At 32.2% G+C, this 15,101-nt stretch carries 17 protein-coding genes; 9 read left to right on the plus strand and 8 right to left on the minus strand.

Annotation, left to right across the window (positions count from 1 at the left end; all coding sequences use genetic code 11):
* The first annotated feature begins 317 nt into the window (after positions 1 to 317).
* The 8 genes from HB672_RS12315 to HB672_RS12350 all read left to right on the plus strand — a co-directional run bounded on the left by HB672_RS12315 (position 318) and on the right by HB672_RS12350 (position 7,445).
* Positions 318 to 1,634 carry a serine hydrolase gene (locus HB672_RS12315; protein WP_167769828.1) on the plus strand — a complete coding sequence of 439 codons (1,317 nt, stop codon included), beginning with the start codon at positions 318 to 320 and terminating at the stop codon, positions 1,632 to 1,634.
* A 173-nt stretch (positions 1,635 to 1,807) separates the two neighbouring features.
* Positions 1,808 to 2,575, plus strand: a complete 768-nt coding sequence (locus HB672_RS12320) for an AAA family ATPase (RefSeq protein WP_167769829.1) — start codon at positions 1,808 to 1,810, stop codon at positions 2,573 to 2,575.
* Complete coding sequence (locus HB672_RS12325) at positions 2,575 to 3,474, plus strand: ParB/RepB/Spo0J family partition protein (RefSeq protein WP_167769830.1); 900 nt, start codon at positions 2,575 to 2,577, stop codon at positions 3,472 to 3,474. The genes HB672_RS12320 and HB672_RS12325 overlap by 1 nt, the downstream gene beginning before the upstream one ends.
* Entirely contained in the window at positions 3,464 to 4,066 is a 603-nt protein-coding gene (locus HB672_RS12330) for a DUF5683 domain-containing protein (protein ID WP_167769831.1), read from the plus strand. The genes HB672_RS12325 and HB672_RS12330 overlap by 11 nt, the downstream gene beginning before the upstream one ends.
* Positions 4,067 to 4,070: 4 nt before the next feature.
* A complete protein-coding gene (gene dapB, locus HB672_RS12335) occupies positions 4,071 to 4,775 on the plus strand; it encodes a 4-hydroxy-tetrahydrodipicolinate reductase (protein WP_167769832.1) in 705 nt (234 codons plus the stop codon).
* Between the two features lie 65 nt (positions 4,776 to 4,840).
* Complete coding sequence (gene lepB / locus HB672_RS12340) at positions 4,841 to 6,421, plus strand: signal peptidase I (RefSeq protein ID WP_167769833.1); 1,581 nt, start codon at positions 4,841 to 4,843, stop codon at positions 6,419 to 6,421.
* A gap of 95 nt (positions 6,422 to 6,516) precedes the next feature.
* Positions 6,517 to 7,137, plus strand: coding sequence for a WbqC family protein (locus HB672_RS12345; protein ID WP_167769834.1), 621 nt, complete (start codon positions 6,517 to 6,519; stop codon positions 7,135 to 7,137).
* On the plus strand, positions 7,137 to 7,445 hold the full coding sequence (locus tag HB672_RS12350; protein WP_167769835.1) for a DUF6122 family protein: 309 nt from the start codon (positions 7,137 to 7,139) through the stop codon (positions 7,443 to 7,445). The genes HB672_RS12345 and HB672_RS12350 overlap by 1 nt, the downstream gene beginning before the upstream one ends.
* Here the strand turns inward: HB672_RS12350 and HB672_RS12355 are convergent.
* From HB672_RS12355 to HB672_RS12390, 8 genes are all read right to left on the minus strand, one after another.
* The gene (locus tag HB672_RS12355; RefSeq protein WP_167769836.1) at positions 7,434 to 8,459 is read right to left on the minus strand and encodes an endonuclease/exonuclease/phosphatase family protein; all 1,026 of its coding nucleotides are present in this window, start codon (positions 8,457 to 8,459) and stop codon (positions 7,434 to 7,436) included. The two genes, HB672_RS12350 and HB672_RS12355, sit on opposite strands and share 12 nt — an antisense overlap.
* 8 nt (positions 8,460 to 8,467) lie before the next feature.
* Entirely contained in the window at positions 8,468 to 9,373 is a 906-nt protein-coding gene (locus HB672_RS12360; protein WP_167769837.1) for a rhomboid family intramembrane serine protease, read from the minus strand.
* 1 nt (position 9,374) lies between these two features.
* The gene (locus tag HB672_RS12365) at positions 9,375 to 10,109 is read right to left on the minus strand and encodes a rhomboid family intramembrane serine protease (protein ID WP_167770202.1); all 735 of its coding nucleotides are present in this window, start codon (positions 10,107 to 10,109) and stop codon (positions 9,375 to 9,377) included.
* 9 nt (positions 10,110 to 10,118) lie between these two features.
* Entirely contained in the window at positions 10,119 to 11,969 is a 1,851-nt protein-coding gene (mutL, locus tag HB672_RS12370) for a DNA mismatch repair endonuclease MutL (protein ID WP_167769838.1), read from the minus strand.
* Between the two features lie 6 nt (positions 11,970 to 11,975).
* Positions 11,976 to 12,275, minus strand: coding sequence for a hypothetical protein (locus HB672_RS12375; RefSeq protein WP_167769839.1), 300 nt, complete (start codon positions 12,273 to 12,275; stop codon positions 11,976 to 11,978).
* A 4-nt stretch (positions 12,276 to 12,279) separates the two neighbouring features.
* Positions 12,280 to 12,498, minus strand: coding sequence for a hypothetical protein (locus HB672_RS12380; RefSeq protein WP_167769840.1), 219 nt, complete (start codon positions 12,496 to 12,498; stop codon positions 12,280 to 12,282).
* Positions 12,499 to 12,627: 129 nt separating this feature from the next.
* Entirely contained in the window at positions 12,628 to 13,107 is a 480-nt protein-coding gene (ribH, locus tag HB672_RS12385) for a 6,7-dimethyl-8-ribityllumazine synthase (RefSeq protein WP_167769841.1), read from the minus strand.
* A 3-nt stretch (positions 13,108 to 13,110) separates the two neighbouring features.
* Entirely contained in the window at positions 13,111 to 13,881 is a 771-nt protein-coding gene (locus tag HB672_RS12390; protein WP_167769842.1) for a tetratricopeptide repeat protein, read from the minus strand.
* Positions 13,882 to 14,018: 137 nt separating this feature from the next.
* Between HB672_RS12390 and HB672_RS12395 the strand changes: the two genes are divergently transcribed.
* Positions 14,019 to 15,101 carry a DNA replication/repair protein RecF gene (locus HB672_RS12395; protein WP_167769843.1) on the plus strand — a complete coding sequence of 361 codons (1,083 nt, stop codon included), beginning with the start codon at positions 14,019 to 14,021 and terminating at the stop codon, positions 15,099 to 15,101.

Raw genomic sequence — 15,101 nt, forward strand, 5'->3', positions numbered from 1 at the left:
TTCTTATCGAGAAAAAAGCTAACTTCGTTTAACAGCTGACAGGCTCAAGCCTTTAACGTGCCATAACAGGTGCTAAATGCAATTTGGATCTACTTATTGAACTCCCAATCTAATAAATTTAATTACTAACGGTAGCTTCGATACCTAGTCGATAAACAATATTTTGATACCCAATTATAAACATCAGTCCAATTCTCAAATCATTGTTGCTTAAATTTATTATCTTTTCGTTCGCAAAGCAGAGCTGCGTTTAGCAGGTCGTTAAACGAAATTCAAAAATTACTTCAAAAACTTATAATAATGTAGCTAGTTGCAAAATGATTATCAAAAAACTATATAGTTTTCTTATTATTTCAATAGTATTATTGAATAATTACACATATTCACAAAACCCAAATAAACATTGGAAAAAATATAAGCACATAGAACAATCTGGGTTTTCCAAAGAAAAATTAGCATCTGCTAAAACCTATTATGATTCGTTAAAATCCTCTGCCTTTTTGGTTATTCAAAATGGAAAAATAGTAGCAAACTGGGGCGATATTAACAGAAGATTTATTATTCATTCAACAAGAAAAGGAATACTTAATTCCTTATATGGTATTTATTCTGAGAATGGAACAATCGATTTAAATACAACTATTGGAGAACTTGGAATTACAGATAAAGATTCGTTGTCTGAACTTGAAAAATCTGCAAAAATAATTCACTTATTAAAAGCTCGTTCTGGAATTTATCATAAGGCTGCTGCAGAACCCAGTTGGGTTGATGATTATAGACCTAAAAGAAGTAGTGTACAACCAGATTCTTTATGGTTTTATAACAACTGGGATTTTAATGTATTAGGGACCATTTTTGAACAACTAACCAACACTTCAATTTATGAAGCTTTACATAACGATGTTGCAATTCCTCTACAAATGCAAGATTACAGAATTATGGATGGTGAATATTTTTATGAAAAAGAATATTCAAATCATCCAGCCTATCACTTAAAGATGTCGGCAAGAGATTTAGCAAGATATGGTCAACTTTTTTTACAACAAGGTCTATGGAATGATAATCAAATATTTTCAAAAAAATGGGTAACTAATAGCACTTATCCTACTTCAAAACATGGAGGAGGCGATAAAATTGGCAGATGGTACGGTTGGTTATGGGGAGTTTCAGAATATTATAGTGACTACAAAATGTTTTTTGCTTCGGGAACTGGAGGTCAAATAGTAGCCATATTTCCTAATGATAATTTAATTATCGTCAACCTTTGTAATACATATCAAAAAGATAAAATCACCAGTAAAGAAACTATAAAACTTTTCGATTTAATTTTGGAAGCAAAAATTGATAAGTCTATTAATAACCCTGAATTAATTACAATAAAAACTAGGCCAAGAACTCCTGAAAAATTATACCAACAAAAACTAGATAATGCGAAGTATGTTGGTGATTATATCATTGATGGCAAAAAGGTTTCAATAATTGAATTGAATAGTCATTTAATAATAAAAGATTATTACATGAAACTAAAACTACTTCCAATTTCACAGAATCGTTTTTTCGTTGAGGATATAGAAAAATATCTAAATATTGAATTGGATAATAATGGATTTGCAAAGAAGCTGTATTACGACTAATGTTAAAGTTATTTGTTAACAACTTCAATTTCTTAAACTCGTAAATAATTGTATTTTTACTGCTCATAAACTACCTCGATAAAGCGTACGAGGTGTTTAAGAAAAGAGTATGAATTTCGAAGTAATCTTCGATATATTAAAATCTCGATTATCGAGTAAAACCAAATCAATCAATGGGTAAAATAATAGCAATCGCTAATCAAAAAGGAGGAGTTGGAAAAACAACCACCTCGGTAAACTTAGCAGCTTCGCTTGGCGTTTTAGAAAAAAAAGTCCTACTTATAGACGCCGACCCTCAAGCGAATGCAACCTCTGGATTAGGTTTAGATGTTGAAAACGTTTCTCTTGGCACCTACCAACTGTTAGAACATAGCTGTTCTGCAGAAGAATGCATCATCGCAACCGATTCACCAAATGTGGACATTATCCCAGCACATATAGACCTTGTGGCTATTGAAATTGAACTAGTTGATAAGGAAGAACGTGAGTACATGCTTAAAAAAGCGATTACGCATTTAAAATCGGCTTACGATTATATTCTAATAGATTGCGCACCTTCATTAGGCTTATTAACATTAAATGCACTTACAGCTGCAGATGCAGTAATTATTCCAATACAATGTGAATATTTTGCCTTAGAAGGTCTCGGAAAATTATTGAATACTATTAAAAGTGTTCAAAAAATACATAATGAAGCCTTAGATATTGAAGGTTTGTTATTGACTATGTACGACTCGAGATTACGATTATCAAATCAAGTAGTTGAAGAAGTTCAAAAGCATTTTACCGATATGGTGTTTCAAACCATTATTCAACGTAATGTACGTCTAGGAGAAGCACCAAGCTATGGTGAAAGTATAATTAACTACGATGTGAGTAGCAAAGGAGCGACTAATTACTTAAGTTTGGCTAAGGAAATTATCATAAAAAATGAAGATTAATGGCGAAGGCAACAAAAAAACAAGCATTAGGTAGAGGACTTTCGGCTTTGTTGAAAGACCCTAGTAACGATATAACATCTGCACAAGACAAAAACGCCGACAAAGTTGTTGGAAATATTGTTGAATTAGAACTAAACAGAATTGAAGTCAATCCGTTTCAACCTAGAACAAAGTTCAATGAAGAATCACTTCGTGAATTGGCTTCTTCAATTAAAGAACTAGGTGTTATTCAACCCATTACGGTTCGTAAAATTGCTTTTAATAAATACCAATTAGTGTCAGGAGAGCGTCGTTTTAGAGCCTCGAGTTTAATTGGTCTAAAAACCATTCCAGCATATATTAGAATTGCCAACGACCAAGAGTCGTTAGAAATGGCTTTAGTTGAAAATATTCAACGTCAGGATTTAGACCCAATTGAAATTGCTTTGTCCTACCAACGTTTAATTGATGAAATAAACCTCACACAAGAACAAATGAGTGAACGTGTTGGTAAAAAGCGTTCTACCATTGCCAACTATTTGCGATTGTTGAAATTGGATCCAATAATTCAAACAGGAATGCGCGATGGGTTTATCTCCATGGGACATGGTCGTGCTATTATAAACATAGAAAATCATGTAGCGCAACTTGAGATTTACGAGAAAATTTTAACCAGTAAATTATCGGTTAGACAAACAGAGCAGTTGGTAAAAAACTATCGCCAAAATAAAGAAGTAGCAGTATCAAAGACAACTGAAATGCCGAAACATATTAAAAAAGGCATTAAAGAAATATCGGAATACTTTGGACATAAAATTGACGTTAAACTAGGAAAGAATGGTAGTGGAAAAATCACCATTCCATTTCATTCTGAAGAAGATTTTAATAGAATAAAGAAACTCGTTAAGCGTGAAAAATAAGGCTTTTCTTCTAGTAGTAATATTACTTTTACCCTTTGCGCTAATATCTCAAAATGAGGAAATAACCATTGGTGAAAATGTTGTCATTCAAGATACAATTACCAAAAACTCATTTGACCCTTTAAGACCATCGAAAGCAGCGTTTTATTCTGCCATTTTACCAGGGTTAGGGCAAGCATACAATAAAAAATACTGGAAAATCCCCATAGTCTATGCTGCTTTAGGTACAGGTATTTATTTCTATGCAGATAACAATAAAGACTATAAACGCTACCGAAATGCTTATAAACGTCGTTTGGCTGGTTTTAGTGATGATGAATTTTGGGGAGAAAGCACTGATGGAAGTCCATTATCATCACCAAACATATCTAACGACGGTTTAATTAGAGCACAACGTACTTTACGCAGAAACAAAGAAATTTCATTATTGGTCACCATTGGTATATACGCTTTAAACATTATCGACGCCAATGTAGACGCACATTTACTACAATATAATGTGGATGATAATTTGGCTATAAAACCGCATTTTAACTTCAACGAAATGGATGCTACAACCAACTTAGGACTTACAGTAGGGTTTAAATTTTAAATAGATGAAAATTGCATTACTTGGCTATGGGAAAATGGGAAAAGCTATCGAAAACATAGCTTTAGAACGAGGTCATTCTATTGTGCTTAAAATAAGCGATGATATAAATAATCATAATATTAGAACTGCTGATGTTGCTATAGATTTTAGTATTCCTGAAGCAGCAGTTAAAAATATTTCCAATTGTTTAAAAAATGGTGTTCCTGTTATTTCTGGAACTACTGGATGGTTAAAAAACTATAACGATATGGTTGCTTTGGCTAAAGAACGAGATGGTGCTTTTATTTACGCCTCTAACTTTAGTTTAGGTGTCAATATTTTCTTTGAGTTAAATAAACAGTTAGCAAAAATGATGTCTAACTTATCTCAATACAACGTTGACTTAGAGGAAATTCATCATACACAAAAACTGGATGCGCCAAGTGGCACTGCCATTACTTTAGCTGAAGGCATTATTGAAAACACAACTAATGAAAGCTGGTCTTTGGGTGAAACGGATGAAGCCAACACCATTCCGATAGAATCAAAGCGTATTGAAGCTGTTCCAGGTACTCATTTTGTAAATTATAACTCGAATGTAGATACTATTTCAATATCCCATACAGCACATAACAGACAAGGTTTTGCTTTAGGAGCAGTCATTGCTGCCGAATGGATTATTGGAAAAACTGGCGTATTTACAATGAACGATGTGTTAAATATTGGTTAAGATGGTTTATTATTGTAACACTCAAATAGGACTTTGGTACTAACTAACAACAAAAAACTACGATTATGACATTGACGCAGTGGCTTATATTCATTTTAATAATTCAAGTAGTACATGGATTAGGAACTTGGAAGCTATACATAAAAGCAGGAAGACAAGTATGGGAAGCATTTGTTCCAGTATATAATGCTGTGATACTAATGAAAATCATAAATCGTTCGCCTTGGTGGACGATATTATTATTTCTTCCTATTATCAATCTCATCATGTTCCCAGTTGTTTGGGTAGAAACAGCTAGAAGTTTTGGCAAAAACACTTATACGGATACTATTTTAGCAGTTGTTACACTTGGTTTTTACAACTATTACTTAAACTATGTAGCTGATGTTAGCTATGTTGAAAATAGAGATATCAACCCTAAATCATCGTCTGGTGAATGGGTCAACTCCATTTTATTTGCGATTGTTGCTGCAACACTTGTACACACCTATTTTATTCAGCCTTATACTATTCCTTCATCTTCTTTAGAAAAATCCTTATTAGTAGGTGATTTTCTGTTTGTAAGTAAGGTGAATTATGGCGCTAGAATTCCAATGACTACTGTCGCCGCACCAATGGTTCATGATACTATTCCTGTGCTTAAAAAGAAATCGTATTTATTTAACGATGATATTACTAAAAAGAAAACCTCATGGCTCAACAAATTACAGTTGCCATATTTACGTATTCCAGGATTTGAAAAAATAGACAGAAACGAAATAGTCGTATTTAATAGTCCTGCAGATTCAACTGATAATATAAATCGCTTTACATCCGATAGAAATTATAACAAACCTATAGACAAGAAAATTAATTTGGTTAAGCGTTGTGTTGGTGTTCCAGGAGATTCTTTAGAAGTGCGTGATGGCTTTATATACATTAATGGCGTAAAGAATGAATTACCAGATAGAGCTCAGTTGCAGTTTAGCTACTTTGTTCAACCAAAATCGAATCAATTTAATCCACAGTTGCTCAAAGAAAGGTATGATATTACTGATCGTTTTCAAATTATGAATAATCAGAATACTTACTATTTTTCTGCTATTTCTGATGAAGCTTTAAGTAGATTTAAAAATCATCCAAATGTTTTAAGTATCACACCAAACAAACAAGAAAAGGGTGTGAGAGACCCAAGTATTTTTCCGCACCATCCAGATTATAACTGGAATAATGATTTCTTTGGACCATTATATATTCCAGAAGAAGGGAAAACCATTGATATTAATTTAGAAGTGCTACCGCTTTATAAACGTGTTATTGAAGAGTATGAAGGTAACAGTCTTCGTGTGGAGGGTAACCAGATTTTTATCAATAATGAATTAGCAACCAACTACACTTTTAAACAAGATTATTATTGGATGATGGGAGACAACCGTCATAACTCACTAGATGCAAGAGCTTGGGGCTTTGTACCATTTAATCATGTGGTTGGAAAACCAGTCTTTATTTGGATGAGTTGGGATGGTTTAAAAAATCCTCGTTGGGAGCGTTTCTTTACAACTGTTCATGGAAGTGGAGAACCTGTATCCTATTTAATTCCATTTTTAGTACTGTTATTTGGATATTATGGATTTAAAAAATGGCGTAAGCATAAGAAAAGTAAATAGTTAATTTGTCATTCCTGCGAAAGCAGGAATCCACAATTATAAAATCACTTAAATAAAATAAATTCCTGCTTTCACAGGAATGACAAAACAAATTAATGAACATATTACTGCACCCAACATATTTTCCAAATGTTGCTCACTTTGTAAGTATAATTCATTCAGAGAAGTTGCTGTTTGAAGTTCATGATAATTACCAAAAGCAAACCTACAGAAACAGAACAAATATCTATGCTGCAAATGGTAAACTAGCTTTAACTGTTCCTGTAATTTATTCGCAAAAAAATAGACAGCTTTATCGAGACATCAAAATTTTTAATGATGACAAATGGCAAGCGTTACATTGGAAATCATTACAAAGCGCCTATAGAACCTCACCGTTTTTTGAATTCTATCAAGATGAACTATCACCTTTATTCCATACCAATCAAGTATTTCTTTTAGATTTTAATTTTAAATGCTTGGAAGTAATTTTAGAATGCTTACAGTTAGATATTGAATATGAGACAACACAAACATTTGAAAAAAAACCTAACAATTGTTTAGACTATAGAATTTTGGCAAACGCCAGAAAGGAAAAAGAACACAAGTTTGAGTCTTACACACAAGTTTTTTCAAACAAACACGGATATATTAATAATTTGAGTATTCTGGATTTGTTATTTAATGAAGGCACCAATACTGTTCCTTACCTACAATCACAAAAAATTCAATTATAATGCTGCAACCATTTGTACATTATGGTATTCATTTTTTAGCGCCATTACTTATTGCTTTAATCTTTTTTAAGAATGATTGGATAAAGGCTTTTCTAATCATGATAGCAACGATGTTAATTGACTTGGACCATTTATTAGCCTCTCCAATTTTTGATGCTAATAGATGTAGCATCAATTTTCACCCACTACATTCCTACTATGCTATTGGACTATATATTGTTCTACCTTTTATAAAAAAAACAAGACTACTTGGAATTGGGCTCTGCATTCACATTATTGCAGATTGGTGTGATTGCTTATTTATGTAAACTTACTTTTGCCCGAATTGGGTAATGGTCAGATAATTTTTCTTCAAAAACTTTAAAGCTATTGACTTCAAAAGCGTCATCAACTAAAATAAAATCAATTCGAACAGGGAAATATTTAAAATTAAATGTTCTTCCAAAGCCATTACCAGCTTCTTCAAAACTGTCTTTTAAATCGTCTTTTATCTCCTTATAAACATACGAATAGGGTGAGTTATTAAAATCGCCACAAATCACCATTTTATAAGGTGAATGTTCTTTATGCTTAATAAACAATTCGGCTTGCTCCTGTTGCATTTTAAACGTTTCACTTACCTTATTAATAAGTTTTTCGGAATCCTCTTTTTTTAAGTTTTCAACATTAGCATCAATATGTAGCGACTGTAAATGCAAATTATAGATTCTAATAGTATCATCTTGCTTAACAATATCGGCAAAAATGGCGTTGTTTGCAGTATTTGGAAATTCTACTGAACCAGAACCAATAATAGGGTATTTAGAAAAAATAGCTTGTCCATATTTTACTCTATTGCCAGAGAGCTTTTCATATTTATACTTATAAAAAGACAAATCAATACGTTCGTGAGGATGGTATTCTTGAAAGGAAATAACATCAGGGTTATCATCTTTAATGAGCTCTATAATTTCTTGTTCAACGCTATCGCTATCAATCCAATTATACAAATTAAATAATCTAACATTGTAGTTCATTATTGAGATATTGTTGTCTTCTTCAACATTTTTTGAAGATGAAAACTTGTACAATGACCCAACATAACTATATCCCAACAATAGTACTAAACCAGACAAAAGCAGTTGTTTTTTAGCTTTTAACAGCCAATACAACATAAATAATGCGTTTAAAATAATTAATAGCGGAACTGCTAAACTTAATACGGAAAGGAAGGCAAAATTTTTAGGAGCTACATAAGGTAGAAGGTAAGATAACAATAATACAGCAGCCACCAGAGAATTGATGAAGAAGATAATTTTTTCTGAGCCCTTTAATTGCTTCATAGCGCTTTTTACTTTCCAGATCTGAATAAAAATTCTTTTTCCTCCTTGCTTAAACTTTCGTAACCACTCTTGCTTATTTTGTCTAATATGATATCTATTTGCTTTTGTTTATTAAACTCTACAAACTCGTCTTTAGTATGTCCAGCAAACGTCTTTCCTTTACTTTTAGACCTGTGCACCGTTTTTAATCTTGATTTTTTAGAAAATAGGCTCGAAACACTATCCATAATACGCTCAAAACCTTTACCGATATCTGTACCCTTTTTTAATTGTGTAGCGTATAAAAAGCCCAAAAGAATGCCTCCTAAATGAGCAATATCTCCACCAATATTAGAATTTGATGGTATCTCTGCCGACATTGAGTTTAATAAACCTACAACATCCAAGAATACAAATACCAATCCTATGTACAACAGTTTAATATTAAAATTTACTATTCTAACTTCATAATTAGGCATATAAGCACATAAAAAGATTAATACTGCCCTAACACCTGCAGAAGCACCAATTAATGGCCCTGTAGATTTTAAAATACCATTTGGAAAAACAACAAACACTAACATATATGCTAATGCACCTGTAATTATTCCTAAAAAATAAATATTGAGTGATAATTTGTTACTAAATAAATTTGAGAGCGAACGACCAATAAAATACAGGACTAGCATATTAAAAAATAAGTGCCAAAAACCTATATGTACAAAACCATAAGTGATAATGGTCCAAGGTTTAAATATAAACTCTGAAAATTCTTTAGGTAGCTCTAACCAAGCTAAACTTTGATTTCTAGATACGCTTGAAAAATTAGCAATCAGCCAGCCAATTATATAAACAACGAAGTTAGCTGCAATTATTTTCTCAAAGGCAGTTAAGCGTTTAAGCTTATCTTGGATATCGTGAGATAACGACGTCATTTTAATTCCAACGATTTTTATTAAACTGATTCTTTTTCCAGTACCACATAATGATAAATCCAGTAATAGCGCCACCAACGTGAGCCATATAAGCCGTATTACTTGGGCTAAAGAATGATTGACCAGTTAATGCAGAAATAATATCAAGAATAATAATTCCAGGAATAAAATACTTTGCTTTTATTGGAATTGGCAAAAAGATAAGCATCAGTTTTGCTTCTGGATTCATCATCCCAAAAGCAGCCAATATTCCCATAATACATCCTGAGGCTCCAACCATTGATGCATAATAAATTTCGTTAAATTTAGGTCCTATTGCCGTAAAAACTTTTCCTTCCTTAAAGATTTCTACTATTTGTTGTTCATTGAATCCAAGACTTATTGCTTCTGCTTGCATAGGTAAATATTGAAAATAATAATACCCTAACTGAAACAATACTGCTCCAAGTCCTGCTGAAATATAAATGAACAGGAATTTTTTACTTCCTAATTGTTGCTCAACAGCTGTACCAAACATCCATAAAGCAAACATATTGAACAATAAATGTGCAAAACCACCATGCATAAACATATGTGTAATGACTTGCCAAGGCTGAAACAATTCGTTTTTTGGAAAATATAATGCAAACCATTTATAAAATAACTCGCCATTTCCTCCACCAACAAGCATAGTACCTATAAACATAATCACGTTAATGATTAGTAAATGCTTTACTGTGTCTGTTATCCCTCTCATCATGTTATTCTAATTAAATTTTTTATCAATATCATCAACTTGCATGGTGATAAAAGTAGCTCTATTTGTTGGTGAAATTGAAGGTTCTTTGCAAGCAAATAAACTATTTACTAAGTGTTCTTGTTCTTGCAATGTTAAATATTGCCCTCTTTTAATAGCTAAACTTTTTGCTAAGCTTTTTGCTATTAAGTCTGTTTGGCTAAAATGATTATCTGGAACTTCATTTTCAACATCGTTTATAAGTCTTTCCAATACTTCTGAAACCTTAGAAGCTTCAACGCTTATAGGCACACCTGATATTTCAATCGTATCGCCTTCTAACTTAGAAAATATAAATCCTGTTTGTTCTAATTGTTCTCTAAAATTTGCCAATATGGCTATTTCCATATTAGAAAACTCTATATTTAAAGGAAATAGTAATTGTTGACTCACAGCCTCTTTAACAGTAATATGCTGCAAAAATTGTTCATACAACACACGTTGATGTGCCCTATGTTGGTCAATAAACAACATTCCCGATTTAATAGTATTTACGATATACTTTCCATGAACCTGAAACGTTTTTTGTGTCTTCTCCTTATTGGCGTTATCAAACATCGAAGGCATTTCTTCGTCGTTTTCAACTTGTAGCTGACTAAATACTTCCTTTTTGTTATTGCCTTTAGACTCCAAACCAACGTACAAACTTTCCCAACTACTAGCAGTTTCTTTTTTAAACGAAGTTCCAGAATTTCTCCCAGATACTTTTTCGTCCTTAAATGGATTAAAGCTTCTATCTACTTCTACAACAGGATTTGAAGCTTGCTTATTTTTATAATCATAAGGCGTATCCATACTGCTGTTGTGCTCAAAATCTAAAACTGGCGCAATATTAAATTGTCCCAAACTATGTTTTACTGATGAACGTAATAAAGCGTAAAGCGTATGTTCGTCATCAAACTTAATTTCTGTTTTTGTAGGGTGAATGTTAATGTCTATCGTTTTTGGATCAACTTCTAAATATAAAAAGTAACTAGCGTGTGTACCTTCTCGCAGCAAGCCTTCGAACGCTGCATTAACAGCATGGTTTAAGTAACCACTTTTTATATATCGATTATTTACAAAAAAGAATTGCTCGCCTCTAGTTTTTCTAGCGAATTGAGGCTTACCGACAAATCCTGATATTTTTAAAACCTCAGTCGATTCTTCAACAGGCACTAATTTTTCGTTGGTTTTACCACCAAATACATTTACTAGACGCTGTCTTTTATTGGTAATTGGCAAGTTGAATAGTTCACTTCCATTATGATACATAACAAAAGTGATGCTTGGATGTGCCAAAGTTACACGATTAAATTCATCAATGATATGTCTAGATTCAACCGTATTGGATTTTAAAAAATTACGTCTCGCAGGAATATTAAAAAATAGATTTTTCACAGCGATAGACGTTCCTGTTGGAGTTGCAATAACCTCTTGCGAAACCACCTCGCTTCCTTCTATTTTTATATGTGTACCAACATCGTCAGTATCAAGCTTTGTTTTAAGCTCCACATGCGAAATAGCTGCTATACTAGCCAAAGCTTCTCCACGAAATCCTTTGGTAGTTAAATTAAATAAATCGTCTGCTGATGTGATTTTTGAGGTTGCATGACGCTCAAAGCTTAAACGAGCATCAGTCACACTCATACCTTTACCGTTATCAATAACTTGAATTAATGTTTTACCAGCATCTTTAACAATAAGTTTTATTAAAGTTGCGCCAGCATCAATAGCGTTTTCTAACAACTCTTTCACAACCGAAGCTGGACGCTGTACGACTTCGCCTGCAGCAATTTGGTTAGCGACATGGTCTGGTAATAACTGTATAATATCTGCCATTAATTTTTATGAAAAGAAAATGGATAAGTCAAAGTCTAAAATGTATAAAGATATAAACACTAAAATTATAATTATGATATAAATAGTCCTATTAAACTCAGAATTACCTCTGTTTCTACTACTTATTCTACTCTCTTTCCAATGGCCAGAAAAATCATTATCATTTAATGTTTCGGCGTAAGCGTCAAATTTTGTAGGATATGACATTTCATCAGTATCTTTTTTACCTTTATAATATCTAGGTGTATAATTAAACCTTTTATTTTTTGGTAATCCCCTAAATAATTTAAATTTTATTGGTCCCATAATATTATTGTTTTATGTATCCATTAAGGATATACATTAAAATAAAAGCAAAAACTAAAAAAACAATAAGCATTGGCATTGAAGTAATAAAGCTTTTTTTTCGTTTGGTATTTCCTCTAATTTGATCCCATTGAGCTTTTAAATCTTCATGAGATGGCGATTTTTTTGAATCCGAAATCTTGCCTTTATAATTAAAACGTCTTGGTTTTCGTTGATTAAACATCACTATTAACTAAATTAAATCACAGCTCTAAATGTACTTAAAATACAAGGAAATATTGCTTAAGGATTCCTTAAAATTATCAACAAAAAGGATGCCAAATACAGATAGAAAGATTATTTAAAGATACTATTAACCTTTGATGGCTGCCATTTTAATCGCAGCTATGGCAGCTTCAGTACCCTTATTACCATGAATACCACCAGAGCGTTCAATGGCTTGTTGCATAGTATTATCGGTCAATACACAAAAAATTACTGGAATTTCATGCAATACATTAAGGTCTTTTATACCTTGAGAAACACCTTCGCAAACAAAATCGAAATGCTTGGTTTCGCCTTGTATAACACTACCAATAGCAATAACAGCATCTACATTTTGTTGTTGCATTTTTTTACTTCCATAAATAAGTTCAAAGCTTCCAGGAACATTCCAGCGAATAATATTGCTTTCACTAACACCACAATCTATTAAAGCTTCGTGAGCTCCTTTGTAGAGGCCTTCAGTGATTTTATCATTCCATTCAGAAACAACAATCCCAAACCGAAAATCTTTCGCGTTTGGGATTGTTGTCTTATCGTAATGTGATAAATTTTTATTTACCGTAGCCATGTTTTAGTTACTAGCAGCTTCAGCTTTACCAATAAATGCATCGATATTCGCTGCTTCGGTGCTTGAAGCAAATTCGTCTTTAATTCTGTTAAAATATTGTAATGCCTTAGCATTATCACCTAAATCCAGAGTAATATTACCAGCTTTAAATAAATACATTGGTGTAGTAAAGGCATTTGTAGACATATTTGCAGCCTTAGCATAGTAATCTAAAGCTTCTTCTTTTTGTCCTAACTGAATAAATGCATCTCCAATACCTCCTTGAGCAATTGGTGCTAAAACCTCATCATCTGATTTGAAATTACTTAAATGCTCAACAGCATTTTGATAGTCTTTAAGTTTTAAATAAGACATTCCAGCATAATAGCTTGCTAAGTTTCCAGCTTTGGTACTTTTATACTCAGAAATAATATCTAGCATTCCAAATTTACCTTCACCTCCATTTAGAGCTAGATTAAATAATGAATCTTGCTCAGTGCCTGCTGCTATAGCTTCATCAAAATATTGTTGCGCTTGGAACATATCGTTCATTGCAACGCTTTCTTTAGGCTCTTGGATAAATTTATTATACCCTAAATATCCTAAAACAATTATTGCTGCTAAACCAACAATAATAAAAATATATTTCTGATTTTTTGCAACCCATGCTTCAGTTCTAGAAGCACCTTCATCCAAAGTATTAAATACCTCAGCTGTTGCCGATTGTTCTTCTATTGCGTTAGCTTTATCAGCCTTTGTTTTTGGTTTATAACCTCTTTTCTTATAAGTCGCCATATATTCTATATTAATGCGCCGCAAAAATAAAATTTTTATTGGTATAAAAAAGGTAATTTATTTGTTATTTTTCAATAATTTGCAGCTTCTTTTTAAAGAATTACACCTTCTTTTTAGATTTATAACTTGCTTTTTTAATGGTTTTAAAAACATTATCTGTACTAAATTATAAAAACTTCGATTCAAAAACCTTTGAATTTGATGCAAAAATCAACTGCTTTGTTGGAGCAAATGGCATTGGCAAAACCAATATTCTAGATGCCATTTACCATCTGTCCTTTGGTAAAAGTTACTTTAACCCAATAGCCTCTCAAAATATTAAGCATGATGAAGATTTTTTTGTGGTTGATGGTGTGTACTCAAAGAATGATAGACAAGAAAAAATAATCGTCTCCTTAAAAAAAGGTCAAAAAAAGATTATAAAACGAAATGGTAAGGTTTATGATAAATTTAGTGACCATATTGGGTTTTTGCCCTTGGTTATTATTTCGCCAGCAGACAGAGACTTAATAATAGAAGGAAGCGACACAAGGCGCAAGTTTATAGATGGTGTTATTTCGCAAAGTGATAAAACGTATTTACAACACCTTATTTCGTACAATAAAGTATTAACACAGCGTAATGCATTATTAAAATATTTTGCCCTTAATAACATATTTAATAACGATACTTTAGATATTTACAATGCACAGCTAAACGAATTAGGGCAAGCTATTCATGAAAAACGCAATGCTTTTTTAGAAGTATTTGCACCCATATTTAAAGAACGCTACAAAGCCATTAGCAATGGTAACGAAATTGTAAATCTGTCGTATAAAAGTGATTTATTTGATGACTCACTATCCACACTTTTAAAGACTAATTTAAATAAAGATAAAGCCTTACAGTATACAAGTGTTGGCATACATAAAGATGATTTAAAATTTGAAATTGAAGATTATCCAATAAAAAAATTTGGTAGTCAAGGGCAACAAAAATCTTTTTTAATTGCTCTAAAATTAGCTCAGTTTGACTTTATTAAAACACAAAGTGGTGTAACGCCAATTTTGTTATTAGATGATATTTTTGATAAGCTAGATGAAAACCGTGTCACACAAATTATAGCTTTGGTTGATGATGAGAATTTTGGACAAATTTTTATAACTGACACACATCCTGAGCGTACTGAAAAAGCTATAAAACAAGTACATCAAACCTATCAAATTTTTAAATTGAAGTAA

It is taken from the genome of Gaetbulibacter sp. S0825, from assembly GCF_011777505.1.
In the GTDB taxonomy this organism is placed as follows: Bacteria; Bacteroidota; Bacteroidia; order Flavobacteriales; family Flavobacteriaceae; genus Pontimicrobium.

What these genes read in the sequence shown, in the direction of transcription:
- HB672_RS12315 (WP_167769828.1), top strand. Translation starts at nt 318, where the DNA reads ATGATTATCAAAAAACTATATAGTTTTCTTATTATTTCAATAGTATTA.
- HB672_RS12320 (WP_167769829.1), top strand. Translation starts at nt 1,808, where the DNA reads ATGGGTAAAATAATAGCAATCGCTAATCAAAAAGGAGGAGTTGGAAAA.
- HB672_RS12325 (WP_167769830.1), top strand. Translation starts at nt 2,575, where the DNA reads ATGGCGAAGGCAACAAAAAAACAAGCATTAGGTAGAGGACTTTCGGCT.
- dapB (WP_167769832.1), top strand. Translation starts at nt 4,071, where the DNA reads ATGAAAATTGCATTACTTGGCTATGGGAAAATGGGAAAAGCTATCGAA.
- lepB (WP_167769833.1), top strand. Translation starts at nt 4,841, where the DNA reads ATGACATTGACGCAGTGGCTTATATTCATTTTAATAATTCAAGTAGTA.
- HB672_RS12345 (WP_167769834.1), top strand. Translation starts at nt 6,517, where the DNA reads ATGAACATATTACTGCACCCAACATATTTTCCAAATGTTGCTCACTTT.
- HB672_RS12350 (WP_167769835.1), top strand. Translation starts at nt 7,137, where the DNA reads ATGCTGCAACCATTTGTACATTATGGTATTCATTTTTTAGCGCCATTA.
- HB672_RS12355 (WP_167769836.1), bottom strand. Translation starts at nt 8,459, where the DNA reads ATGAAGCAATTAAAGGGCTCAGAAAAAATTATCTTCTTCATCAATTCT.
- HB672_RS12360 (WP_167769837.1), bottom strand. Translation starts at nt 9,373, where the DNA reads ATGACGTCGTTATCTCACGATATCCAAGATAAGCTTAAACGCTTAACT.
- HB672_RS12365 (WP_167770202.1), bottom strand. Translation starts at nt 10,109, where the DNA reads ATGAGAGGGATAACAGACACAGTAAAGCATTTACTAATCATTAACGTG.
- mutL (WP_167769838.1), bottom strand. Translation starts at nt 11,969, where the DNA reads ATGGCAGATATTATACAGTTATTACCAGACCATGTCGCTAACCAAATT.
- HB672_RS12375 (WP_167769839.1), bottom strand. Translation starts at nt 12,275, where the DNA reads ATGGGACCAATAAAATTTAAATTATTTAGGGGATTACCAAAAAATAAA.
- HB672_RS12380 (WP_167769840.1), bottom strand. Translation starts at nt 12,498, where the DNA reads ATGTTTAATCAACGAAAACCAAGACGTTTTAATTATAAAGGCAAGATT.
- ribH (WP_167769841.1), bottom strand. Translation starts at nt 13,107, where the DNA reads ATGGCTACGGTAAATAAAAATTTATCACATTACGATAAGACAACAATC.
- HB672_RS12390 (WP_167769842.1), bottom strand. Translation starts at nt 13,881, where the DNA reads ATGGCGACTTATAAGAAAAGAGGTTATAAACCAAAAACAAAGGCTGAT.
- HB672_RS12395 (WP_167769843.1), top strand. Translation starts at nt 14,019, where the DNA reads ATGGTTTTAAAAACATTATCTGTACTAAATTATAAAAACTTCGATTCA.